Source organism: Acinetobacter sp. YH12226 (assembly GCF_013417805.1).
GTDB lineage: Bacteria > Pseudomonadota > Gammaproteobacteria > Pseudomonadales > Moraxellaceae > Acinetobacter.
Genome location: NZ_VPDG01000002.1, coordinates 40893 through 64690 on the forward strand (window position 1 = coordinate 40893; position 23798 = coordinate 64690).

The 23798-nt window shown below is 43.1% G+C and carries 18 protein-coding genes, 1 tRNA gene and 2 pseudogenes; 12 read left to right on the forward strand and 9 right to left on the reverse strand.

Annotated features, from left to right (window positions below; translation table 11 throughout):
- Positions 1 to 82: 82 nt before the first annotated feature.
- Positions 83 to 158: transfer RNA gene (locus tag FTV08_RS02405), tRNA-Arg, on the reverse strand.
- 88 nt (positions 159 to 246) lie between these two features.
- Positions 247 to 1602, reverse strand: a complete 1356-nt coding sequence (locus FTV08_RS02410) for an amino acid permease (RefSeq protein ID WP_180037623.1) — start codon at positions 1600 to 1602, stop codon at positions 247 to 249.
- Positions 1603 to 1934: 332 nt separating this feature from the next.
- On the opposite strand from FTV08_RS02410, the gene prpF reads away from it, so the two are divergent.
- Both prpF and FTV08_RS02420 read left to right on the forward strand, forming a co-directional pair.
- The gene (gene prpF, locus FTV08_RS02415; RefSeq protein WP_005107579.1) at positions 1935 to 3125 is read left to right on the forward strand and encodes a 2-methylaconitate cis-trans isomerase PrpF; all 1191 of its coding nucleotides are present in this window, start codon (positions 1935 to 1937) and stop codon (positions 3123 to 3125) included.
- A 222-nt stretch (positions 3126 to 3347) separates the two neighbouring features.
- Positions 3348 to 4256, forward strand: a complete 909-nt coding sequence (locus tag FTV08_RS02420) for a farnesyl diphosphate synthase (protein WP_180086535.1) — start codon at positions 3348 to 3350, stop codon at positions 4254 to 4256.
- Positions 4257 to 4339: 83 nt separating this feature from the next.
- Here the strand turns inward: FTV08_RS02420 and putP are convergent, their stop codons facing one another.
- From putP to FTV08_RS02445, 5 genes are all read right to left on the reverse strand, one after another.
- Complete coding sequence (gene putP / locus FTV08_RS02425) at positions 4340 to 5830, reverse strand: sodium/proline symporter PutP (protein WP_180037629.1); 1491 nt, start codon at positions 5828 to 5830, stop codon at positions 4340 to 4342.
- Between the two features lie 213 nt (positions 5831 to 6043).
- The gene (locus FTV08_RS02430; RefSeq protein WP_004279377.1) at positions 6044 to 6898 is read right to left on the reverse strand and encodes an SPFH domain-containing protein; all 855 of its coding nucleotides are present in this window, start codon (positions 6896 to 6898) and stop codon (positions 6044 to 6046) included.
- 12 nt (positions 6899 to 6910) lie between these two features.
- Positions 6911 to 7384, reverse strand: coding sequence for an NfeD family protein (locus FTV08_RS02435; protein WP_005104688.1), 474 nt, complete (start codon positions 7382 to 7384; stop codon positions 6911 to 6913).
- 102 nt (positions 7385 to 7486) lie between these two features.
- Entirely contained in the window at positions 7487 to 8404 is a 918-nt protein-coding gene (locus tag FTV08_RS02440) for a patatin-like phospholipase family protein (RefSeq protein WP_005267139.1), read from the reverse strand.
- Positions 8405 to 8467: 63 nt separating this feature from the next.
- Positions 8468 to 9097 (reverse strand): 1-acyl-sn-glycerol-3-phosphate acyltransferase, encoded by a 630-nt coding sequence (locus FTV08_RS02445; protein ID WP_005267136.1) that lies wholly within the window; start codon positions 9095 to 9097, stop codon positions 8468 to 8470.
- A gap of 137 nt (positions 9098 to 9234) precedes the next feature.
- Here FTV08_RS02445 and FTV08_RS02450 point away from each other — a divergent pair, with 137 nt between their 5' ends.
- The 3 genes from FTV08_RS02450 (at position 9235) to FTV08_RS02460 (ending at position 12607) form a co-directional block, all read left to right on the forward strand.
- Positions 9235 to 10473: an MFS transporter gene (locus tag FTV08_RS02450; RefSeq protein ID WP_180037632.1), complete on the forward strand. Its 1239-nt coding sequence runs from the start codon at positions 9235 to 9237 to the stop codon at positions 10471 to 10473.
- Positions 10474 to 10609: 136 nt separating this feature from the next.
- Positions 10610 to 11758: a porin gene (locus FTV08_RS02455; protein ID WP_180037634.1), complete on the forward strand. Its 1149-nt coding sequence runs from the start codon at positions 10610 to 10612 to the stop codon at positions 11756 to 11758.
- A gap of 147 nt (positions 11759 to 11905) precedes the next feature.
- Entirely contained in the window at positions 11906 to 12607 is a 702-nt protein-coding gene (locus tag FTV08_RS02460; RefSeq protein WP_180037636.1) for an HAD family hydrolase, read from the forward strand.
- On the opposite strand, the gene FTV08_RS02465 is transcribed toward FTV08_RS02460, so the two are convergent.
- Positions 12604 to 13281 carry a DUF421 domain-containing protein gene (locus FTV08_RS02465; RefSeq protein ID WP_004279384.1) on the reverse strand — a complete coding sequence of 226 codons (678 nt, stop codon included), beginning with the start codon at positions 13279 to 13281 and terminating at the stop codon, positions 12604 to 12606. The two genes, FTV08_RS02460 and FTV08_RS02465, sit on opposite strands and share 4 nt — an antisense overlap.
- 483 nt (positions 13282 to 13764) lie before the next feature.
- Between FTV08_RS02465 and FTV08_RS02470 the strand changes: the two genes are divergently transcribed.
- The 4 genes and pseudogenes from FTV08_RS02470 (at position 13765) to FTV08_RS02485 (ending at position 17635) form a co-directional block, all read left to right on the forward strand.
- Positions 13765 to 14451, forward strand: a complete 687-nt coding sequence (locus tag FTV08_RS02470) for a carbonic anhydrase (RefSeq protein WP_005246996.1) — start codon at positions 13765 to 13767, stop codon at positions 14449 to 14451.
- Positions 14452 to 14594: 143 nt separating this feature from the next.
- Entirely contained in the window at positions 14595 to 15638 is a 1044-nt protein-coding gene (locus FTV08_RS02475) for a molecular chaperone DnaJ (protein ID WP_180086537.1), read from the forward strand.
- 272 nt (positions 15639 to 15910) lie between these two features.
- Positions 15911 to 16285: pseudogene (locus tag FTV08_RS02480) on the forward strand (endonuclease domain-containing protein).
- A gap of 165 nt (positions 16286 to 16450) precedes the next feature.
- Positions 16451 to 17635, forward strand: a complete 1185-nt coding sequence (locus tag FTV08_RS02485) for a helix-hairpin-helix domain-containing protein (RefSeq protein WP_180086539.1) — start codon at positions 16451 to 16453, stop codon at positions 17633 to 17635.
- A 47-nt stretch (positions 17636 to 17682) separates the two neighbouring features.
- Here the strand turns inward: FTV08_RS02485 and FTV08_RS02490 are convergent, their stop codons facing one another.
- Positions 17683 to 20577, reverse strand: coding sequence for a valine--tRNA ligase (locus FTV08_RS02490; RefSeq protein ID WP_180086541.1), 2895 nt, complete (start codon positions 20575 to 20577; stop codon positions 17683 to 17685).
- Between the two features lie 175 nt (positions 20578 to 20752).
- Here FTV08_RS02490 and FTV08_RS02495 point away from each other — a divergent pair.
- The 3 genes and pseudogenes from FTV08_RS02495 (at position 20753) to FTV08_RS02505 (ending at position 23748) form a co-directional block, all read left to right on the forward strand.
- Positions 20753 to 21424, forward strand: a pseudogene (locus FTV08_RS02495) (hypothetical protein).
- A gap of 20 nt (positions 21425 to 21444) precedes the next feature.
- Positions 21445 to 22251: an SDR family oxidoreductase gene (locus FTV08_RS02500; protein WP_180086543.1), complete on the forward strand. Its 807-nt coding sequence runs from the start codon at positions 21445 to 21447 to the stop codon at positions 22249 to 22251.
- Between the two features lie 222 nt (positions 22252 to 22473).
- Positions 22474 to 23748: a glutaminase gene (locus FTV08_RS02505; protein WP_180086545.1), complete on the forward strand. Its 1275-nt coding sequence runs from the start codon at positions 22474 to 22476 to the stop codon at positions 23746 to 23748.
- Positions 23749 to 23798 lie beyond the last annotated feature (50 nt).

Below are 23798 nucleotides of genomic sequence, written 5' to 3' on the forward strand. Positions count from 1 at the left end.
AATGATTTTTTGTATAAAAAATATTCTAAAAATATGAAGATTAACGCTAATTTTTTGAAGTATAGATCACATTTTGAAAGGATGGTGCGCCCTGCGGGACTCGAACCCACGTCGGTCGCTTAGGAGGCAACTGCTCTATCCAGTTAAGCTAAGGGCGCGAAAAGAAGGCTATTGTACTGTAAAAAATACAAAAAAAAGTTATTGCCGAAGCAATAACTTTTAAGGACTCATAGCTACAGGAGTTGTCTAGGTATTTTTAGGCTTAAGTAACTTAAACAGACCGAACATGACCACGATCCAAAGCGGGATCATCAAAATAGATTCCTGGAATCCTTGCGTCCACATGATGTAAAGAATCGTAAGAATGAAACCTAGAACCAGAATATTACCCGCCGGAGACCAAAGCGCAGGGAAGGAAGTCTTATGTGCTAGCTTTTTCATGCTTTGAATAAACTTGAGATGGGTCAGCGTAATCATGGCCCAGTTTAATACCAATGCACCGACTACGATGTAAATCAGATGGCTTAAGGCATCTTCAGGCACGAAGTAATTAAGTAGTACACAGCCAAAAATCAGCGCGGCAGAGAACAATACAGCAGGAATTGGCGTACCTTGCTTATTCACTTTCATGAAGACTTTAGGTGCATTTCCTTGTTGAGCCAGACCATAGAGCATACGGCTGTTGGCGTACATACCACTGTTATATACAGACAATGCTGCTGTCAGGATAATAAAGTTCAGTAAGTGTGCTGCCCAGTCAATGCCAAGCTGGCTGAAAATCATCACGAACGGACTTTTGTCCAGACCACCAAGTTCAAGCTGATTCCAAGGCACGAGTGACAACAGAATCGTCAAAGCACCGACATAGAAAATCAGAATACGGAAAACCACCTGATTAATGGCTTTCGGAATGGTTTTTTCCGGATTTTCAGCTTCTGCAGCCGCCATGCCGATCAGTTCAATACCACCGAAGGCAAACATCAGGAAGGCCAGCATGTAGAACAGACCTTCAAAACCATTCGGGAAGAAACCGCCCGCGGTCCAAAGATTGCTAAAAGATGCGCCTGAAGAAGCATCAGCAGTCAGGATCAGATACAGGCCAAAGACAATCATCGAGATGACCGCAGTCACTTTAATGATAGAAAGCCAGAATTCCGATTCACCGTAGAATTTCACATTGCCGAGGTTGACCAGTGTAATCACGATAAAGAAAAACAGTACCGATGCCCAGGCTGGAATATGCGGCCACCAGTAGTTGATATATTTCGCAACCGCAGTAAGTTCGGTCATGGCCACCAGGATATACAGAATCCAGTAGTTCCAACCCGCAAGGAAACCGGGAAATTTTCCCCAGTATTTATAAGCAAAATGGCTGAATGAACCTGCGACAGGTTCATGAACAATCATCTCACCCAATTGACGCATGATTAAAAATGCAATCAGGCCCCCAATGGCATAGCCTAAAATAATAGAAGGACCCGCAGATTGGATCACCTGTGCGGAACCTAAGAATAAGCCTGTGCCAATTGCACCGCCCATGGCGATCAACTGAATATGACGGTTCTTTAAGCCACGCTGAAGTTGTGAAGACTCGTTATTCAAAGTGTTCAGCCCGACAATGGAAAATGATAAGTGGCTGATTGTAATTGATCAGACTAAAGAAGCCTAGTCCATCCTAAGAATGAAATATTGTTGGAGGAATAATAAAAAATATTCATATAAATAACTGAAATAAAATATAAATGAATCAATATATTAATTTTATTGAAACTGTTACTGATGAGTTCTCTATTTTCTTGGATAAAATACAAATGCCGTTTTTTTATACTAAGGTCTGGCAGTCAAGCAGTTCTGCTTTCAACATACTATACTTTGAATATAAATATTGAATAACCTGTACTAAAACAAAGACAAGTCAAAGGATGAAATAATTCATGAGTTTTGCCGCCCAAATCAAGATTCCTGCAACCTATATGCGTGGAGGCACCAGTAAAGGTGTTTTCTTTAAGCTGGATGATCTGCCTGTAGAAGCACAACAGCCGGGCCGGATTCGTGATCAGCTTTTACTACGCGTGATTGGTAGCCCAGATCCATACGGGAAACAGATCGACGGTATGGGTGGCGCCAGTTCCAGTACCAGTAAAACGGTGATCCTGTCAAAAAGCCAACACGCTGATCATGATGTCGATTATTTATTTGGTCAGGTGTCGATTGACCGTCCTTTTGTGGACTGGAGTGGCAACTGTGGCAATCTGACCGCGGCAGTCGGAGCATTTGCCATTTCCAATGGTCTGTTCGATGCCGAACGTATTCCTGAAAATGGGCTGTGCACGGTACGTATCTGGCAGGCCAATATTCAGAAAACCATTATTGCACATGTGCCGATGCAGAATGGACAGGTGCAGGAGTTGGGTGATTTCGAACTAGATGGCGTAACCTTTCCTGCGGCGGAAGTGCAGATCGAGTTTCTGGATCCAGCCGATGACGATGCGGAAGGCGGTTCAATGTTTCCAACAGGTAATCTGGTCGATACTTTGGAAGTTCCCAATATTGGCAGTTTTGAAGTGACCATGATTAATGCCGGGATTCCGACGGTATTTTTAAATGCGGGAGATCTCGGCTATAAGGGCACAGAGCTTCAGGATCATATCAATAATGACGTGGCAGCCCTGACAAAATTTGAGACAATTCGTGCCTATGCGGCGAAGCAGATGGGACTGATTCAGAATATTGCAGAAGCCGTAACCCGACAACATACTCCAAAAATTGCCTTTGTTGCACCACCGAGTAGCTATACCTCTTCAAGTGGCAAAACTGTCACTGAATCAGACACCGATATTCTGGTTCGTGCCTTGTCTATGGGTAAACTCCATCATGCCATGATGGGCACGGCTGCAGTGGCTATTGGTACGGCAGCTGCCATTCCCGGAACATTGGTGAACCGGGTCGCAGGTGGGGTAGAGCGTGAAGCGGTGCGTTTCGGTCATCCTTCCGGGACTTTAAGAGTGGGTGCACAAGCAAGTTTTGAAAATGGTGAGTGGAAAGTGAAGAAAGCGATTATGAGCCGTAGTGCCCGCGTATTGATGGAAGGCTGGGTGCGCGTACCAGAAGATGTTCTCGTTTAAATGCCGTGCATACATTTAGCCTGTAAAACCACCGGTTCTGCGGTGGTTTTTTATGGTTTAAAATCTCTGACTTGCTTATTTGATATTGAATAGCAAATTTCAGTAGAACAATTCGATTTATGGCTGAAAATTCAAGGCATTTCTAGGTACAATGCCTGATCACCGTACAGGCATTTATTCGCTTGTCATTTTATTCTTCTGGACTACGTATTCGAGGCGAATGTGTCATCTATCACTGACGTATCAACCCATGCACTCACTCAAGCACAACACCGCATTCAACAGGATTTATTGACCGCTCTGGAAGCCTTTGCCATTCCAGAACCGTTAAGGTCGGCAGTCCATCATGCTGTGATGCTTGGTGGCAAGCGAGTACGTCCAGCGCTATGCTATGCCACTGCTGCATTAAAACCCAATCAGAATAGTGCTGCAGTGCGCCGTGCAGCGGTTGCAATCGAGTTTATTCACTGCTATTCACTGGCCCATGATGATCTGCCGTGTATGGACAATGATTTGCTGCGCCGTGGCCAGCCGACATGTCATGTGGCTTATGGAGAAGATACCGCGCTTTTGGCAGGTGATATCCTGCAATCGATGGCTTTTGAAATTTTGGGTAGCCGTCTGTTTGATCAGGGGCCAGCGGTAGAAGCTTCCATTGTACTGAAGCAGATGCAGATTCTGGCAACCGCTTCTTCGAAAATGGTGAATGGCCAAGTTTTAGATTTGCAGTCTGAAGGCAAAAAAATCGATCAGCAAGCACTGGAAAATATTCATCGCAATAAAACCGGTGCTTTGATTAGCGCCGCGATCATGATGGTGGCAGTGACAATCTTTGAAGGCACCGATCTGGCCATTCCTAAATTACGTGAATTTGGACAGGCGATTGGTCTGGCCTTCCAGGTACAGGATGATATTCTGGACATTATCTCCGATACCCAAGTGTTGGGGAAAACAGCCGGCAAGGATGAACAGGTAGAGAAATCGACCTATCCGGCATTAATGGGTCTGGAGCAGGCCAAGGCCTATGCCCAGCAATTACATGATCAGGCGATCAATGCCTTGAACCATTTTGAAGGTCAGGCGGAAGAGTTGAGGCAAATTACCCAGTTCCTGCTCACGCGCAAAAGCTGATTGAAAAATTATTTTTCTAAAAAATTTTAAAGGAACCGCATAAAAAAAGAGGACTTGAAGTCCTCTTTTTAGTTGATACAGAATTATTTGCTTTCGTTATACAGGCGTTCAGCTTCTTCAAAGCGATCGGTAATTTCTGCTGTTGGTGCTTTACCCATCAGGCTCACCACCACAATCGCCAGCATTGAACAGATAAAACCAGGAACGATTTCATACAGGCCAGTGTCAGCAAACAGGTTCTTCCAGAAAATAACTACGACTGCACCCACGATCATACCGGCCAGAGCACCATTCAAGGTCATGCGTTTCCAGAACAGTGACAGGATAATCAGCGGACCAAAGGCGGCACCAAAACCTGCCCAGGCATAGGCCACTAGACCAAGTACTTTGGATTCAGGATTGCCCGCCATCCAGATTGCCAGCAAGGCAATCAGTAGCAACATCAAACGGCCAACCCAGACCAGTTCTTTTTGTGAGGCATTTTTACGCAGGAAAGATTTATAGAAGTCTTCCGTTAGAGTACTTGAGCAGACCAATAGCTGACAGCTTAAAGTACTCATTACTGCCGCCAGAATGGCAGCCAATACCACACCGGCAATCCATGGATTGAACAAAATCTTGGTCAGTTCCATAAATACCGTTTCAGGATTGGCATTCACTACGCTTGCCAGTTCTGGATGCTGCTGGAAATAAGCAATACCAAAGAAGCCAGCTGCGACTGCACCGCCCAGACATAGAATCATCCAGGTCATGCCAATACGGCGTGCATTTGGAATCGACTTGACCGAATCGGCTGCCATGAAGCGCACCAAAATATGCGGCTGGCCAAAGTAACCCAGACCCCAGGCGAGCAGAGAAATAATCGCAACAAAGCTCAGATCACCCAGAATATTCATTGCTTGAGGACGAGCAGCTTCCAGTGCCAAAGTTACCTGAGACATATCTGAAAATGCCATCAACGTCACGATTGGTGTCAGCAACAAGGCAAAGATCATCAGACCCGCCTGAATGGTATCGGTCCAGCTGACTGCCAGGAAGCCTCCAATAAATACATAGCTGATGGTGGCAATGGCACTGATCCAGAGTGCGGTACTGTAAGACATGTCGAACATGCTTTCAAACAGGCGTGCACCTGCGACCATGCCGGAAGCACAGTAAATCGCAAAGAAAATCAGAATCACGAAAGCCGAAACAATACGCAGGATTTTCTTCTGGTCGTTAAAACGATTCGAGAAATAATCCGGCAGGGTCAGGGCATTGTGCTGAACTTCGGTATGCACCCGCAGACGGCCAGCAACCAGCAACCAGTTGAGCCAGGCACCAATAATCAGACCGATGGCAATCCACATTTCAGACAGGCCGGAAAGATAAATCGCACCGGGCAGACCCATCAGGAGCCAGCCACTCATGTCGGAAGCCCCTGCAGAAAGTGCAGTTACGAAACTCCCTAAACGTCGGCCCCCTAAGATGTAATCGGAAAAGTTGCTTGTCGCGCGATAAGCCATCAGGCCAATCACCACCATTGCGACAATATAGAAAAGAAAAGTAATTAAGGTTGGATTTAGGGAGCTCATACGGTATCCATTTTTAAGTTGGACAGTAGATCGAAACAAGGAATAAGATAGTTGCGAAAAGCTTTAATCCGAAAGCCAGGCAACATCAAATCCAGTAGATTTCAAAAATAAACGCGAAATTTAACCATAAATTCACATTTTTTGCTGAGATTTTCTTGCGCGAATAAAAATAGGCAACCCTCGGGCTGCCTATGTATAAAGTCAAAAGATAAATTAGTTAGGGCGACCCATGACACCGCGGATCGTATTTAACACATCGGCTGGAAGGACCACGGTCTTGGCATTTGGCGACTTGGCCATATCCTGCATGGCTTTAATATACTGTTCACCCAGTAAATAGGCGACCGGAATTTCATTATCACCAATGGCAGAAGTCACCATGTCAATTGCACGTTGTGAAGACTCAGCCAGAACCACTTGCGCTTCGGCATCACGACGTGAGGCTTCCAGACGGCCATCCGCTTCCAGAATCGCGGCCTGTTTTTCACCGTCCGCTTTGGTGACGGTCGCACGACGCTGACGTTCAGCTGCTGCCTGTTCTTCCATTGCAGTCTGCATGGTAATTGATGGCTTAATATCCTGAATTTCTACAGTTTTTAAGGTAATACCCCAGTCCGAGATATCATCGGAAATACTAGATTTTAAGCGTGCCTTAATATGATCACGCGAAGATAAAGCATCATCCAGATCCATTTCCCCGACAATCGAACGCAGTGAGGTTTGCACCAGGTTCTGAATCGCCCAGGAATAGTTTTCAATCCCGTACACGGCTTTTTCTGGTGTGGTCAGATTAATATAAGCCACGGCATTCATCAGCAGGACCGCATTATCACGGGTAATCACTTCCTGTGAGGGAATATCCAGAACGATATCTTTGGTTGTGACTTTATAGGCGACTTCATCCACATAAGGAATGACAAAATTCAGACCCGGATTTAGCGTGGTGTGGTATTTACCCAGACGCTGTACGATCCATTTGTAGCCTTGCGGCACAATCCGCACACCTTTAAAAATGGTAATCGCAACAAAGGCCAGAAACGCGATAACAATGATAGAACCACCAGACATAGCTTATTCACCTTATTGATTTTGATAATTCGTGCTGTGGGGTTGTACGACCAGATCATTACCCAGAATATCCACGACGCGAACGCGATCTCCGACTTGAACTGGGTCCAGAGTTCGGCATTCCCATTCATCCGAACCTAAAACTGGCATCGGAAAGCGCACCCGGATTTGCCCATGATCCAGATTAGTCTGAATCACCATGCCCACCTGACCAATGGTCGCTTCACGCGATAGACCGGCTTTGGTCTTGTCAATCGAAAGTGGCTTGATAAACTTAAACCAGAGCAGCGTACACAGAACAGAAAGTACGATCCAGGTCAGGAGCTGGGTCGTCAGTCCCATCATCGGGAACATCCAGTACAGGACGCCAACCATGATGGCACCGATCCCGAACCAGAGGGCAGCAAATGCGGGCAGTAGTAATTCCGACAGAATCAGAAGAATGCCTAATACAAACCAGTGCCAAGGTTCAAGAACTAATTCCATATCGTGACCTATATCGCTAAGTATTTAATTAATCATCATCTTTATATGATTGATCTTCAATGTAGCAGATGCGGCTGCAGATGAATATAAAAACTTCATGGATCAAAATTTTGCCTGACGTGGCGGTTTAAATGCCGCTGGCGACTGCTTAAAGTTGCTAATGGCTTTTTCAATAGTACGGATTTTCAGCTGAGCGGCCTTTTCACCTTCCAGAATGGTGGCATTGCTGGCTTTCAGGTCCAAAGTACCGATATGACCGACTTTGGGCTGAATCACCACAGTGGCCTGACTCAACTCTTCATTAATGCTTTGCTGTCCCATAATATTTAGGGTCTGATCCAGTACGCCCCACATATTCAAGGCTTTATTACCATCCGGACGGGCAGAAATATCCACGGCAATGACAATGTCTGCTCCCATATCTTTGGCGGTCTTGACCGGAATTGGGCTAATCAGACCGCCATCGACATATTTGATGCCGCCAATCACGGCAGGCACAAATACATTCGGAATACTACAGGAAGCACGAACCGCCTGTCCGGCATTGCCTTTAATAAAGTCAGCTTTACGCCCATTGTCCAGGCGAGTGGCAACTGCAGCAAAACGAATTGGGAATTGTTCAATCGGTTTGTTCGCCACATTTTTATTGACGAAATTCTGCAATTTTTGTCCGGCAATAATCCCTTGTCGGTTCAAGGTTAAATCGCGGATATCGGATTCTTTAAAATTCAGGGCAATCTGCTGTAACTGATAAGGGGATTTGCCGCTGGCATACAGGCTGCCGACAAAACTGCCGGCACTGGTGCCGGTGACAATCTTCGGTTTGATGCCGTGTGATTCGAGCACTTTAATGACGCCAATATGGGCAAAACCTTTGGCACCGCCACCACCGAGGGCAATGGCGACGACAGGTTCACGGGCTTTTAATGGCGTGGCAGGCGTAGGTGTTTTAGTAGCTTTGTCACAGGCTGCAAGACTGAAACCAAGGCAGCCAATTAAGGCATAACGGGCTAATTTCATTATAAAAACTGGTGATTAAATCAACAAAATTCAGGCTATCACATCAAAAAAAGCCGTATTTGCCTAGTCTTTTTTCAAAAGCTTTTGTAACGGCTTGGCCACCCAGTCTGGATTTTTGGCCGAGAATTTACCTTGATAATGCTGATAAATCTGTTCCAGGTCGTATTCATAATCACCGGTCAGATGGTACACGCCCAGGATATGAATAGTCTTGATATCATAATCAAAGGAAAACATCACAATCGGCAAATGGGCTGCCTTGGCAATATGATAAAAACCGCTGCGAATTTTATCCGGTGCCTTACGTGAACCTTCCGGTGCCATACCGACCCAGATCTGCTGCGATTTTTCAATGATGTCTACAATCTGTCGGGTATGTCCTTGTGGACTATCTCGGACGACAGGAACCACACCAATCCATTCCAGCACCGGTTTTAGCGGTGTACGAAACAGGCTGTCTTTACCAAAAATCGTAATCTGAATACCGAGACCAAGCAGGGCATTGAAACCTAGCCAGGCATCAATATTGGAGGTATGGGGAGAGATAATCGCCACAGCTTTGGGCAAATCGGGGAATTCTCCTTCCAGACGCCAGCCCTGAGCCAAGAAAAGCTGCCTGAAAAAAGTTCGGCTCAGTTTGCTGCCGCGGGCTGGCACATGCGGCGGGAGTTGGGGGAAACGTATTTGGGCCATTGCTTTTGTCTCGTCCTGAAACTAATTTTTCTTTATTTTTTATTATATTAGACTGTTGTAAAATCTGGATCATTGGCAAAATGTATAGCATCTTAAATGCTGGTGATGCCTTTTCACCTTAAGGACTTGGCCTAAATATGCGGAATATCTATATTTTACTGTTTTCGCTGTATTGGGCACAGGGGCTTCCGGTCGGATTTATGACGCATGCCTTGCCGGTCATTCTGCGGGCTGAAGGGGTATCGCTGGCGCATATCGGGGGCTTTGGCCTGTTAATGCTGCCTTGGTCGATTAAAATATTCTGGGCACCTTGGGTCGATCGACATGGATCAATCGCCAAAGGTCATTACCGTAGCTGGATTATTCCCCTGCAATGGCTGTCAGTTGCTGTATTGATTGGGCTCTCATTTCTACCGATTCAGGCCTTGAATCAGCCGCTGTATTTACTGCTGTTTTTTATCACGCTGTTGCTGATGAATGGCATTGGCGCGACACAGGATATTGCGACCGATGCACTGGCGGTCAATATTCTGAATCATGAGCAACAGCATTGGGGTAATACCTTTCAGGTCATCGGTTCACGACTGGGATTTATTGTCGGAGGTGGGGCCATATTATGGTTGCTAGATCTACTGCAATGGCAAGCCACCTTTTTATTATTGGCGGCTCTGGTCTTTCTTAATACTTTACCCATTTTATTATTTAAAGAACCGGATCATCTAAAAACCACCACGCAAACTTCTGAACAACCAGCACTCAGTAATATTAAAACCTATTTTCAATACTTCTGGTCGGATTCAACCTTGGCTGTCTGGTTACTGGTTTTATTGACCTTTAAAATCGCCGATGGTTTATCCGGGCCTTTATTAAAACCTTTAATGGTAGATCTCGGACTGAGCTTTAGCCAGATTGGTCTTTATGTCACCATGCTGGGAGCATTGACTGCCTTGATTGGAGCCGGACTGGCGGGCTGGTGTCTGAAGTACTGGTCTCGCAGCTCGAGTTTGATTATTTTCTCAATTCTAAAAATATTGAGCTTAATGGCTTATGCCTGGCTCGCTACGCAGTATGAAGCTCAAAACAAAGTAGAAAATTGGATCATTTATCTGATCAATGCGGCCGAAGACATGGTCTCAGCCATGCTTTTGGTGGTCATGTTGACCTTGGTCATGCAATACAGCCGTAAGCATCTGGCAGGGACAGATTTTACCTTTCAGGTTGCTCTGATGGCCACGGTGAGTGGGGGACTTTATAGCCTGAGTGGCATTTTTGGAGATGCTTTAGGCTATCAAAATTATCTGAATCTGATCGTGATCGTGGCAATTTTCAGTCTAATTCCAATTTTCCGATGGATGAAAGTAGCAGAAAAAGTATAAAATTTCTAAATAATCAACTGTTTGGTTAAATGTTAGCCTAAAGTACTAAATAGAATATATAAATATTAATTTAATAATTTTGTAATATAAGCGCCGTGTGTATTATTTGTTACAAAATAAATTAAGGATTTTTTTGATGAAAACTAAGTTAGCGACAGCAATTGCATTCAGCCTTTTGGCGGGGACAACTTTTGCAGCACCAACTTTTTATGGTGAGATTGATGCCACAGTTGATTATTTACCTGAAGACAATGCTTCACCTGTGTCTGATCGCGATGTTATTGAACTGAATACTAATAATTCATTCTTGGGTTTAAAAGGTGAGGAGAAACTTACTGACCGTTTAAGTGGGCTTTATCAAGCTGAATTTACCTTCTATGTAGACAATGGTGGAAGTACAGATACATTTGTACCGCGTAATCTTTTAGTCGGTCTTAAAGATGAAAAGTTAGGTACAGTAAAACTAGGTAAAATCGATACGCCTGTAAAACAGCTTTCTTCAGTAGTTGATACTTTCAATAACTATGTTGCAAATAAAGCGGATATGGCAGGTATCTTTACCGGTGAAAACCGTATCGATAATGTTGTCGTCTATGAAGCTCCTGGCTTTGCAGTCGGTGAAGGTAAACTAAAAGCAACTGCACTATTAGCTACGGGTGAAGCTGGTGGTATTAGCTCGTCTAAAGGCGGTTCTAAAGTTGCAGGTCGTGGCTTGGGTGATGCATGGTCAGCATCTGTAGTATATGACAGCAAAGCAGTTGTTTTAGGTCTTGGTTACGATAAAGCAATTCCATCAAATTTTGCTGGTCGCGGTATTTTGAATGCATCTGCTCCAGAAGTAACAGGTGGAGCCGCAGGTAGTGTATTTGCTGCTGCAAATACGATCCGTGCGATTGGCCGAGTAAATTTAGATAATGGTTTAGCACTTAAAGCACTCTATCAAGTTTCAGAAGTCGAAGAGACAGCAAATGCTGACAATGACACTTCAGTAACTTGGCTTGAATCAATCAGAGCTATTGATGATCAACAAGCTTGGTTAATTGGAGCTGAATACAATTTGCCAACAGCAAAAGCATGGACAGTAAAAGGTCAATATAGTCAAAGCACAACTCAATTTACTACTGCCAAAGCTGATTATGAAGCTCAACAAATTCTAGTTGGTGCAGACTATGCATTCAGCAAGCAGGTGAAAGCATATGGTTATGCGGGCTACCTAATGTTAGAACAAGGTTCAAATGAAACGGATCAGCCAGTCGTAGGTACAGGTGTTGAATACAAATTCTAATTTAGATTTTGTACTCTAAGAAAAGGCGATGCTTTAGCATCGCTTTTTTTATGCTTAAAACAACAAAACTTAGCAATTTTATGTCTGATCTAACAAGTTTCGGACTGTTAACATGATTGAAAGTTTCAGCACTTCGTTTTAAAAATTATGCCTATTCAAGCTGTTTTATTTGACCTCGACAATACCTTGACCCATCGTGATCTGACGACACAAGCCTATAGCCGTTATCTGGCAGAATATTATGCGCCAGCATTGAAACAGGTCGAGTCTGACAAAATTATCGAGATTGTAAGACGCATCGATAATGGCGGTTATCCTAAAAAGGAATTGCTGACGCATGGCAGTATCGGAGCTTCGGCTGCCTATGCATTGTTACAGGAACTAAGCTGGTTAAATCCTCCGAGTATAGATGAACTAGCCCAATTCTGGTTTAGCCAGTTTGGCCGTTTCGCCGTAGAAATGCCGGCAGCAGAGCAAGTATTAACAAAGCTAAAAAATGAAGGTTATCAGCTAGCCATTGTTTCCAATGGCGGACATGACACCCGTTTAAATACGATTCGGGGTTTGGGTATTGAACCTTATTTTGATGAGATCATCAGTTCGGGGTTGGTGGGTTTTAACAAACCACAGCCGGAAATATTCCAGATCACGGCAGAGCGTCTAGGCGTGCAGCCTGCACAGTGCCTGTATATTGGCGACCATCCCATTAATGATGTACAAGGAGCTACAGAGGCCGGAATGCATGCATTATGGATGCAAGGCTTTCATGCCGATGCCGAACATATCCGATATAAAATTCAGCAACTGCCGGAAATTTTTGCGCATTTGCAGTTACTGAATCAGACTTAAGTTATTCTTAAACAGTCAATCGTTTCGGCCCATTGCGAAGAATCACAGCGCGGACATTGCTGGTTGGCATGTGAAAGGGTTTGTACCTGTCCACAGTAAATGCAGGCATATAATTGCCCAGCCTTGACCTGTTGGACTATAGAACAGGTTTTAGGGAAAAGTGGCAGCCCAGGCCGAACCTCATCCGATTTGAAGAACAGGATACTGAACTTACCGTCAGTTTCCAGTAAACCGGTGCGTACCTGACCCAGATGCTCTACGCCTTGCTGGCGCATTTCGGCAAAGAATTCATCATGTGACATCTTACCTTTTTTAATTTCTTCAACGACCAGCACGCCATCTTCTACGATATAAATCGGTTTACCTTCCAGTAGGTCTTCAAACCACTGATATTTCATCATGAGCCAGGTGGTCAGGCGGTACATGATAATAATCACCGACATCACCAGAACTGCCTGAATCAGGGGAATATCTTCAGTAAACATCGGGTCGCCGGCAATCGAACCCAAGCTCAAAATGATAGCGACTTCGAAGATAGAAAGTTGACGTACCCCACGTTTTCCGGTCAGACGCAAAAACAGGATAATCATCGTGTACATCAGGGCACAACGCAGCAAAATTTCTGCGGTAAACTCCCAGGTGGTGTCATTTATAAATATGGTCGCCCAGTCCATTTAAATTCTTTATCCTCATTTTTCTCTTTGGCTTGAGTCTAGCAATATCAGTATTTTATTTGCTGCTGTGTTTATGTAAGTTTATGAATAAAGGTAGATTCTATTTAAAAAAGAAGCTTGAACTTAAAAATCTAGCTATTTGATCTATTGAAAATAAGATAGAGATTTCATGTAAATAATGCATAAAAAATCAGCAGATTAAATTTGAAGAAGATCACATTCTCTACTGTCTATTTTTAAATATATAAAAGTATTATCCATTTGAAATTTATCAATATATATTCTGAATAATGTGTTTTGAATAATTAGGAGTGTTTAGAAATTTGTAAGCAAATCACTTCATCTTTATAAAAATCTGTAGTTTGTGGCCTGAAAAATAGAGTGATTACACTACTTTAATAAACTGTTTTTAAATTAGAAATTGTGATTTTGACTTCCAACAAGGGATGTATTGTGAAAAGAATATTCACGCTTTTAACGGTTATGGGTTTAAGTACAGCGGTCTGGGCAGATGCGGATTGGGATTATACTCAGCCTGAGCAATGGTCGACTTTGAGCCAGAAATATTCGGCCTGTAATGGTCTGAACCAGTCACCAATCAATATTGAACGAACAGTGAAAGCAGAACTGGAACCGCTCAAGTTCAGCTATAACACCATGATTCATGCGATCGAAAATAAAGGTCATACCGTTCAGGTGGATTTTGCGCAAGGTGGTGAATTGCAGCTGGATGGCGATACCTTTGTACTGAAGCAGTTTCATTTGCATAGTCCGAGTGAAAACCTGATTAAAGGCAAAAGCTATCCACTGGAAATCCATTTTGTCCATGCCAATGCCAAAGGTGAGCTGGCTGTCGTGGGGATGATGTTCGAGCAGGGTGCAGAAAGCCAGATGCTCAAACGCATGTGGAACCGTTTGCCAAAAAAGAAGGTTGAGAAAGTGGTTTTAAAGACCCCACAACCTGTGAATGAAATGTTGCCTAAAAACCTGGATTATTATCGCTTTAGCGGCTCGCTGACCACACCACCGTGTTCGGAAGGGGTACGCTGGCTGATCCTGAAAGATATTCAACAGGCTTCTGCCAAGCAGATTTCGGAATTTGCCAAACTGATGGGCCATCCAAATAACCGACCGGTGCAGTCCCTGAATGGTCGTGTAGTGCTGGAATAATCAATATGAGAGCGAAAAAGCAGACTTTGGTCTGCTTTTTTTAATTCTGATACAAATTTCGAAAGGGCACACTGAAAAGAACTATGTGGCGAAAGCTGAAAGAATTACTATAGATAGTATTTCCTATTGGTCTTTCCGCTACCATGCTCTTTGACTTAAAAACCATGATTCAGCCATTCACAGCGCTTTCGCCACAGCAGAAGAAGCTGGATCATCTGATTGATAAAATTGAGCAACAGAAACAGGAATTACACCAATGGCAACAGGCTGAAGAAGAGCTGCAGCAATATACCCATAAAACATTTATGCCGGTCTATCATGAATTGCATGGTGTACTGTTCAAGCAGCTGGAACAGCTCTGGAAACACCTGCAGGAAACTACATTTTCCAAGGCTGAACTGGTGGTGTTGGATGAAAAGATTCAGTACCTTGCAAATTATCTAAAAGACTCTCAGGCGATGTCGATGCAAGAAGCCCATAAGGTGAATGAAATCTTCACTTATTATCAGCAACGTGCCGAACACGCCCAATTCAGAAAAAGCCAAAAGAAAATAAATGAACTGGAAACATTCTTTAAGAATGAGAATCTCTCAGATTTTGCAGATGCAGAAGTATTTGAAGAATGGGAATCAGATCATTTTCAGCAGGCACGTGAAGAAGCCAGATTAAAACGCCAGCAGGAAAAACAGGAACAGGCAACAGCAATGGCAGAGCAGTCATTGAAAACCGTATATTTAAAAATTGCTGCCATCATTCACCCTGACCGTGAAGTAAATGATGTCAAAAAAATCAAGAAAACTGAATTATTGCAACGTGCCAATGAGGCTTATGCAGAGCAGGACCTGTTTACGTTACTGAGAATGCAACTGCAGATCGAGCAAGATCAGGATATTTCACAAAAGGGTTTAAGTGCGGAACAATTAAAATTCTATCAACTGGCTTTGGATGCACAAAGCCGGAAATTACAAGAGCAGATTGATGCCTTGATCCATAGATTGGTCTGGTCTTCAAAAACCAGAATTGCCATGAAAAAGGCGAAAGGCAAGGTCCAGATTGCAGACCTGTATAAGCAGATTGATGAAGATACTTCTGCCATCAAACAGCAGATTAAAGTAGAAAAAGAACGGTTGATGTATATCAAGAAGGTGAGTGGCTTGGAGATGTTTTTAAGGCATGGGATGCTTTAATCTCTTATTCGTATAATAACTCTAGATGTAGTAATGAAAATTCTCTCTCCTTGTAGGAGATGAGCATCCTCAGAATATATTCTGAGTGCGCAAGGGTGAGGGCTATTTTAAGATTCACCTCTCCCTAATCCTCTCCCAGAGGGAGAGGGAGTCGTAACTGATTAGATGCCATCAATTAATTTAATAATGAACGTTCCCTCTCCTTTTAGGAGAGGGCTAGGGAGAGGTTATAAAATTTGATAATCTAAAGAAAATAATAAAAACATAAGCCTATGAACAAAAAACTCGATCCCCAACTACTTATCTTTGCTAAATCCATGCGCCACACTGCCACCGATGCAGAACACCTCATGTGGCAAATCCTTCGTGCCAAGCAATTTATGAATCTCAAATTTCGTCGTCAGCATGTGATCAAACCCTATATTGTGGATTTTTACTGTCATGAAATTGGTTTGGTGATTGAGTTGGATGGTGGTCAGCATGGAACAGATGATGCTGTCGAATATGATGCCTAACGAACAAAGTTTTTAGAGGCTTTGGGTTTAACGGTTGTGCGTTATTGGAATCATGATGTGTTTGGGCGGACTGATGTGGTTTTAGAACACTTATGGTCAGTGTGCACTGAATTGAAAAATACCTCTCCCTAACCCTCTCCTGAGAGGAGAGGGAACATCCATTGTGAAATCTATGTAGGTATTAAATCAAATGACAACTCCCTCTCCCTATGGGAGAGGGTTAGGGAGAGGGAAACTTGAAAAATAATAAATTAACCTAATAAAGATATAATATTTAGAATTACATTGGGGAAAGTGATGTCAGATAAAAAGTCAGAAGCCATTAAATTATTAAATGAAGCCATTCATGAATTGGAAACCACTAAAGGTAGTGTGGCTATAGGCGTAAGAAAACTTTCGCGTGCTACAAAATTACTAGAAAAAAATAAAATTAATGCTTGGTGTCAAATCTATTCGGGAAATACTATTTATAATGGTCTTTTAGAGAATTTATTCAAAGAAGTAGATGAGGAATATCAGAAAAATAATGAACCACAAAATTTATCTGATGAAAAATTTGAAAAGACTATTAAGCAATTGGAAGCTGTAGGTCTAACTACGTACATAATTCGAGAGATTTGGAAGTACAAAAATAATATTGAAGCGGGGAAATTGAATTCTGTTGATTTTATTGAACAAAAATTAAATTTATTGATAAAAGAAAAGCGTGGAAATGATGGAACTTATTATAGAAACCCTTTACAGGAACATTTATCTTATATCAAAGAAAAAGCACATACGTATTGTGCAAATTTATTAGAACAATTAACTTTTTCAGGAACGATAGTTAGTGGTTTTGATTTATTGAAAAAAGCGGTTGATGATAAGCTTTTAGACTTAGATCCAGAGCTTGCCGAACAATTAATGTTGGCGTTTAAAGGTATATCATCAGCAAATAAAGAAGAATGGTCACAAGCATTAACTTCATGCCGTAGACTATTAGAAGCTTTGGCAAATAAGCTATATCCACCAAATGATAAGGTTATAAATAAAAGAACTTTTAGAGAAAATCAATATATCAATAGACTTTGGCAGTTTATGACAGAATCTATTGAGTCAGAGAGTAATAGAGATCTAGCAAAAACGCATGTTGATTATTTAGGATTGTGGTTAGAGAAAAATTATAAACTAACAAATAAAGGTGTTCATTCTGAAGTAAGTCAGTTAGAGGCTACTCGAGTAGTTTTTCATATGTACTTAATGCTATCTGATTTTTTAGATTATTTAAATCATTCACATTTAAGCTCAAATTCAAAACCATCATTAAATACTGCGACATTAGATGATTTTGAAGTTCGGTTAAATTTAAAGCGTGAAATTGCTAAGGCAATATATAAAGTTAGAATTGAGAAAAATGGTTCACTAACTTTTGAAGATCTCAAAGCAATTAGGGGAATAGGACCAAAAACAATCCAATTAGCAAAAGAGCAATTTTCTGAATAAAAAATCCCCTCATTCGAGGGGATTTTTTGAATCAAACTAACAACACATTAAAGCGCCGCAATTTGCTCCATATTTGCTTTAATCTTCGCTAACTGGTCTGCAAACTCAGCAAGTTTCACTTTCTCGCCTTCAACTACAGCAGCAGGTGCTTTCGCCACAAAACCTTCATTCGCAAGTTTAGTTGCAATTTGATCGTGCTGCTTTTGAACCTTGTCTAAGTCTTTTTGCAAACGCCCCAATTCCGCTTTCGGGTCAATTAAGCCCTTCATTGGAACGAACACAGACACATGACCAACTACAGAAGAAGAAGACAATGGTGGTTGTTCGCCATCTGTCAAGAAAGTAATGCTTTCAACTTTCGCCAATGCTTTAAACAACGGTTCAATACGAGAAATTTGGGCTTTTTCTGCTTCAGTCGTGTTCTGTAAAAGAACTGGTAATAAACGTGCATTACCTAGACCCATTTCACCACGAATGTTACGCACCGCACCAATCAAACCTTGTAGCCATTGCATATCTGCTTCGGCTTGTTCGTTGATTTTTGCTTCATCTGCAACAGGGTAGTTTGCCAACATAATGGTTTCGCCACCCAAGCCAATCATTGGCGCAAGGGTTTGCCAAATTTCTTCAGTCAAGTACGGCATGATTGGGTGAGCAAGACGTAAAGAAGCTTCCATCACCGCAAGCAATACACGACGAACTTCGGCTTTGCGTTCTTCAGAAACAGATTCATCATTCAGAACAGGTTTGGTTAGCTCTACATACCAGTCGCAGTATTCATTCCAAATAAAGTCATAAATCGCTTGCGCAGCCAAGTCTAAACGGTAAGTTGCAAAGGCTTGATGAACCGCTTGCTCTGCCTTTTGTAAACGGCTCACAATCCACTGTTCAGGCAATTCCCAAAGGTCTTGACGTGCTTCTTGACCGACAGTCTGACCTTCAACATTCATCAATACAAAACGAGTTGCATTCCAAATTTTGTTAGCAAAGTTACGGTAACCTTCCACACGTTTCATATCAAACTTGATGTCACGACCTGTGTTTGCCAATGCACAGAAAGTAAAACGAACCGCATCTGTACCATAAGCCTGAATCCCTTCTGGGAATTCTTTACGGGTCGATTTTTCAATCTTCGCCGCTTGTTTCGGATTCATCAAACCTGTGGTACGTTTTTGTACTAAAGTTTCTAAATCCACACCGTCAATCAAGTCTAATGGGTCAAGCACGTTACCTTTAGATTTAGACATCTTCTGACCTTCGCCATCACGTACCAAACCGTGAACGTACACAGTTTTAAATGGCACTTGTGGCGTACCATCTTCATTCTTCATGAAGTGCATGGTCAGCATGATCATACGTGCAACCCAGAAGAAGATGATGTCAAAACCTGTCACCAATACATCTGTCGGGTGGAAGGTATTCAAGAAGTAGTTGGCTTTGTCTTTCGCTTCGTCGCCAGTCCAGCCTAAAGTCGAGAATGTCCAGAGACCTGAAGAGAACCATGTATCCAGTACGTCTTCATCCTGGTTCAATTGAACATCGGCAGGAATGTTGTTTTTCGCACGAACTTCAGCTTCGTCACGACCAACATATACATTACCTTCCGTATCGTACCAGGCCGGAATCCGGTGACCCCACCACAATTGACGCGAGATACACCAGTCCTGAATATTGTTCATCCAAGCCATGTACATGTTGCTGTACTGCTCAGGTACGAACTTGATACGACCGTCTTGAACCGCTTCAATGGCAGGTTTCGCAAGAGGCGCGATTTTTACATACCATTGGTCTGTTAATAACGGCTCAACGATCACGCCTGAACGGTCACCGCGAGGGGGTTTCAATGTATAAGGTTGGATTTGGTCTAACCAGCCTTCAGCTTCTGCTTGTTCAACCAGTTTTTTACGTGCTTCAAAACGTTCTAAACCAATGTAGTCCGCAGGTGCAGGGATGGTTTTAGAAATTTGTTCGCCCGCTTTCGCAATGTATTCAAACTCAGCAAGAACTTCAGCATTTTTGTTGAAGATGTTGATGATTGGCAATTCGCAGCGTTTACCTACTTCATAGTCATTGAAGTCATGCGCAGGGGTGATTTTTACACAGCCTGTACCGAATTCTTTGTCGACATATTCGTCTTTAACGATAGGAACTGCACGACCTGTAATTGGCAGGATAATGTTCTTGCCAACCAAATCCGCATAGCGTTCATCATCAAGGGCAACCGCAACTGCAGTATCACCTAACAATGTTTCAGGACGTGTTGTAGCTACTACGATGTGATCTTTACCATCGTGTGTGCGTAGTGACTTATCTTCAAAGAAGTATTTGAAGTGCCAGAGTGAACCTGCTTCTTCTTTATCAGACTCAACTTCCAGGTCAGATAGGGCAGTTTGTAATTTTGGATCCCAGTTCACCAGACGCTTACCGCGGTAGATCAGACCTTCTTCATGCAGTTTGACAAACACTTCTTTTACTGCGTTTGATAAACCATCATCCATGGTGAAGCGTTCACGTGACCAGTCTACAGATGAGCCTAGACGACGAATTTGACGGGTAATGTTGCCGCCAGACTGTTCTTTCCATTCCCATACTTTTTCGATGAACTTTTCACGACCCAGGTCATGACGGCTAATGCCTTCAGCACCCAACTGACGCTCAACCACCATTTGTGTTGCAATACCTGCGTGGTCAGTACCCGGTTGCCAAAGCGTATTTTTACCAGACATACGGTTAAAACGGGTTAAGGCATCCATGATGGCATTGTTAAAACCATGACCCATGTGCAGGCTACCAGTGACGTTTGGTGGTGGAATCATAATACAGAAAGATTCGCCTTTTTCAGACGGGTTAAAGTAGCCACGCTCTTCCCAAGTTTGGTACCATTTTTTCTCGATCTCGGTCGGATCGTAGGTTGTCGCGATATTTTGCGCTGAGTCAGTCATAGTCTAAACAGATCAAAAGTGAATGAAAAATTGCATCTATTGTAGCAAAAAAAATAGTGCATGCGGCAGCTTAACCAAATGCAAACTTTAGCCAATTGGCATGTATAGCAACTCATCGTATGATAGAACGATAAAAAAACGCGACTCATCGCAGCATATCAAAAAGGATAATAAGATGAGCTATAGCATTTCCCTGAAGCTTCAACCCGAAACCCATCAGCGCTTTAAAGACCTGCATTCCCGATTAAATGCCGGCGAGCGAGACAGTCTTGCCAGACCCTTAGGTGAAAATCTGGCCGATATGGCCTGTGAAATTATTGACCAGATTTTTGGTCAGGTGGTGTAACGGGCCAATTCACCGGACAGTGAGTCCGAAAAAGTGATTCAGCAGATTATGCATAACACCCGTAAATATATGCCGTGGTCGGTTTCGCTGTTTGGCAATGAGCGGCTGATGCCTATGGTGAACTATTTGCATCGCATGACCTATGAGCATCAAGGTAATGCTTTTGTGCGATATCCGGTGGAAAAATTACTGGTGATGGAACTGCTCGGCTGTGTTGACCAGATGAAAAATGGTAATCACCAGTATGTATCGCCGGCTTTAAAAGCCTTTACTCAGGTAGTCGATCAAGGGGTGACGCATTTAATCCGTGAACCGAAAAAAATGTTGAAATTTAATGTCGTGGTCGATAAAACCTTGAATGGGGTGATTCATTTAACCACCCAGTTAGGCTATAAACGTTTTGACAAGCTCGGTAGCATCTATGATGCCGATACGATGAGTTATTATTTTGAGCATTTGTTGGTATTTCTGGAAGATGAAATACCGCACCATATTCATTAAAACAAGGGAAAGAGGATTTCATGGCGAAAGTTGAAGACTTAAATGGAAAAGTGGTCTGGATTACCGGCGCATCTTCAGGGATTGGCAAGGCGATTGCTCAGCAATGTGCTGCACTTGGGGCACAGGTGGTACTGACTGCACGCCGGCATGCAGAACTGGAAAATGTTCGCCAAAGCCTTAGCAATGCAGATCAGCATATTTCAGTCATTGCCGATATCACAGATGAAAGTCAGGTTCGTCATGCCTATGAACAGGTTTTGCAACAAAAAGGCCGGATTGACTGGCTGATTAATAATGCCGGTCTGAGTCAACGTGCCCTGATTCAGGACACCACCATGCAGACTGAACGCGCCATTATGGAAGTCGATTATTTCTCTCAGGTGTTTCTCACCAAAATGGTATTGCCAACCTTTCTGGCACAAAAATCAGGTCGTATCGTCTTTATTTCCAGTGTGGCAGGTTTGCTCGGTACCCAGTATCGAGCTTCCTATTCCGCAGCCAAAGCAGCGATTCATATGTGGGCCAACAGCCTGCGTGCTGAAGTTGCTGATCAGGGCGTTCAAGTCTCAGTGATTTTCCCGGGTTTTGTTCAAACCAATGTGTCCCTGAACGCCTTAAACGGTGAAGGAAAACCGCAAGGACATCCGGATGAAGCGATTGAAAATGGGCTGTCCGCAGAAGATTTTGCGGTTCAGACTGTACAGGCTTTGCAGAACGGCGAAGAATATATTGTGATTGGTGGCAAGAAAGAAAAACTTGGTGTGCTGGTTTCGCGTATTTCACCAAAAGTTCTGTACAAGATGATCCGTAAAACCAAAGTAAAATAAATCATCCAGAGTAAAAAGGGCAGTAGCGCCCTTTTTTATGTCTCTTAAAACATCAATAAAAATAACAATACTTAAAAATGCAATTCATTTCTGGAGAATTGCCCATAAAGGGAATGCAGCCGATAACATTGATATGCAGAAAATTACCTTTTCACTCTGGTACTTAAGCCAAAAGCCGGTATGTTAATTAAAAATAATAGTGAATTGGAATAAGCTCATTCGATGAAAACCCCGGTGCCCGATTATCTCCAGCATGTATTAACGGTCTGTCATGATAATGATCAGGGCGCTTTGGCTGACTATATCCCTGAACTGGCAGCGGTAGATCCAAATAAGTTCGCTTTGGCGCTGACTACGGTGGATGGCACGATTTATTCCACGGGAGATGATGAAACCGAATTTACCATGCAGTCGATGTCCAAGCCTTTTGCCTATGCCTTGGCATTACAGCATTTGGGAATTCCAGCAGTACTGGAAAAGGTCGGCGTTGAACCTTCAGGAGAGGCTTTTAATCAGATTTCACTGGATAAAGAAACCAATCTTCCGAAAAATCCAATGATTAACTCGGGTGCGATCACCACGCATTCTTTGATTCCGGTACAAAAAGGCATTTCACGTGCGGAATGCTTGCGCCGTTTTTTAAGTGAGCTGGCAGGCCGTCAACTGGAATTCGACAAGCAGGTATATAAGTCGGAAGTCAAAACTGCATTCCGGAACCTATCGATTGGCTATATGCTGCGTACTGTAGGTGTGCTTGATTCGGATCCGGTAGAAATCGTCAATGGATATATCAAGCAATGTGCGATTAAGGTGACGGTCAAAGATCTGGCAAATATCTGTAGTGTGCTCGCTAATGGTGGTGTTCAGGCCAAAACGGGCAAACAGCTGCTAGAGCGTGATGTGGTGCGCCAAGTGCTCAGCGTGATGATGACCTGTGGCATGTATGATGCGGCGGGTGACTGGCTGACGACGGTGGGCATTCCTGCCAAAAGTGGTGTGTCGGGTGGAATTATCGGGGTATTGCCTGGGCAGGTGGGAATTGTGGTTTTTTCTCCTAAAATTGATGAGCATGGGCATAGTGTACGTGGGGTAGATATTTTTGAGCGTTTGTCGCGTGACATGGGCTTGCATCTGATGGAAGGGACGCCATCGGCACAGACCATTTTGCAAAGTCGTTATACTGTAGGTAAGAACAATGACATTGTCGTGTATGAGCTGCGCGGTGTATTGCAATTTACCGAATCGGAAATGTTGCTGCGGATTTTGCAGGATGAGCCAGACGCTAAAACACGTATAGTCATAGACCTGACTAATTTAACTTTGATTCATGATGTAGGTGGACGCATGTTATTTGAAGGCGTCAAACGTTTACAAGCGAATGGACACAAAGTGGTGGTCATTGATTCAGAAGGCGTATTGAGTGAGGAACAGGTGAAAGGCAATAAGCGGGTAGTAGTGACAGAAGAACTAGAGTGCTATTTGGAGAAGTTTAGTTAGACCATGTTCATGGGGATGAGCAATACCTTTCATTACTGGTGTTTTTAAAC

Excerpts from the sequence above, each read along its gene's own strand:
- prpF (WP_005107579.1), top strand. The coding sequence starts at position 1,935 with ATGAGTTTTGCCGCCCAAATCAAGATTCCTGCAACCTATATGCGTGGA.
- FTV08_RS02460 (WP_180037636.1), top strand. The coding sequence starts at position 11,906 with ATGCCTATTCAAGCTGTTTTATTTGACCTCGACAATACCTTGACCCAT.
- putP (WP_180037629.1), bottom strand. The coding sequence starts at position 5,830 with ATGAGCTCCCTAAATCCAACCTTAATTACTTTTCTTTTCTATATTGTC.
- FTV08_RS02445 (WP_005267136.1), bottom strand. The coding sequence starts at position 9,097 with ATGGCCCAAATACGTTTCCCCCAACTCCCGCCGCATGTGCCAGCCCGC.
- FTV08_RS02475 (WP_180086537.1), top strand. The coding sequence starts at position 14,595 with ATGCTCTTTGACTTAAAAACCATGATTCAGCCATTCACAGCGCTTTCG.
- FTV08_RS02450 (WP_180037632.1), top strand. The coding sequence starts at position 9,235 with ATGCGGAATATCTATATTTTACTGTTTTCGCTGTATTGGGCACAGGGG.
- FTV08_RS02505 (WP_180086545.1), top strand. The coding sequence starts at position 22,474 with ATGAAAACCCCGGTGCCCGATTATCTCCAGCATGTATTAACGGTCTGT.
- FTV08_RS02490 (WP_180086541.1), bottom strand. The coding sequence starts at position 20,577 with ATGACTGACTCAGCGCAAAATATCGCGACAACCTACGATCCGACCGAG.
- FTV08_RS02455 (WP_180037634.1), top strand. The coding sequence starts at position 10,610 with ATGAAAACTAAGTTAGCGACAGCAATTGCATTCAGCCTTTTGGCGGGG.
- FTV08_RS02440 (WP_005267139.1), bottom strand. The coding sequence starts at position 8,404 with ATGAAATTAGCCCGTTATGCCTTAATTGGCTGCCTTGGTTTCAGTCTT.
- FTV08_RS02430 (WP_004279377.1), bottom strand. The coding sequence starts at position 6,898 with ATGTCTGGTGGTTCTATCATTGTTATCGCGTTTCTGGCCTTTGTTGCG.
- FTV08_RS02470 (WP_005246996.1), top strand. The coding sequence starts at position 13,765 with ATGGGTTTAAGTACAGCGGTCTGGGCAGATGCGGATTGGGATTATACT.
- FTV08_RS02435 (WP_005104688.1), bottom strand. The coding sequence starts at position 7,384 with ATGGAATTAGTTCTTGAACCTTGGCACTGGTTTGTATTAGGCATTCTT.
- FTV08_RS02465 (WP_004279384.1), bottom strand. The coding sequence starts at position 13,281 with ATGGACTGGGCGACCATATTTATAAATGACACCACCTGGGAGTTTACC.
- FTV08_RS02485 (WP_180086539.1), top strand. The coding sequence starts at position 16,451 with ATGTCAGATAAAAAGTCAGAAGCCATTAAATTATTAAATGAAGCCATT.
- FTV08_RS02500 (WP_180086543.1), top strand. The coding sequence starts at position 21,445 with ATGGCGAAAGTTGAAGACTTAAATGGAAAAGTGGTCTGGATTACCGGC.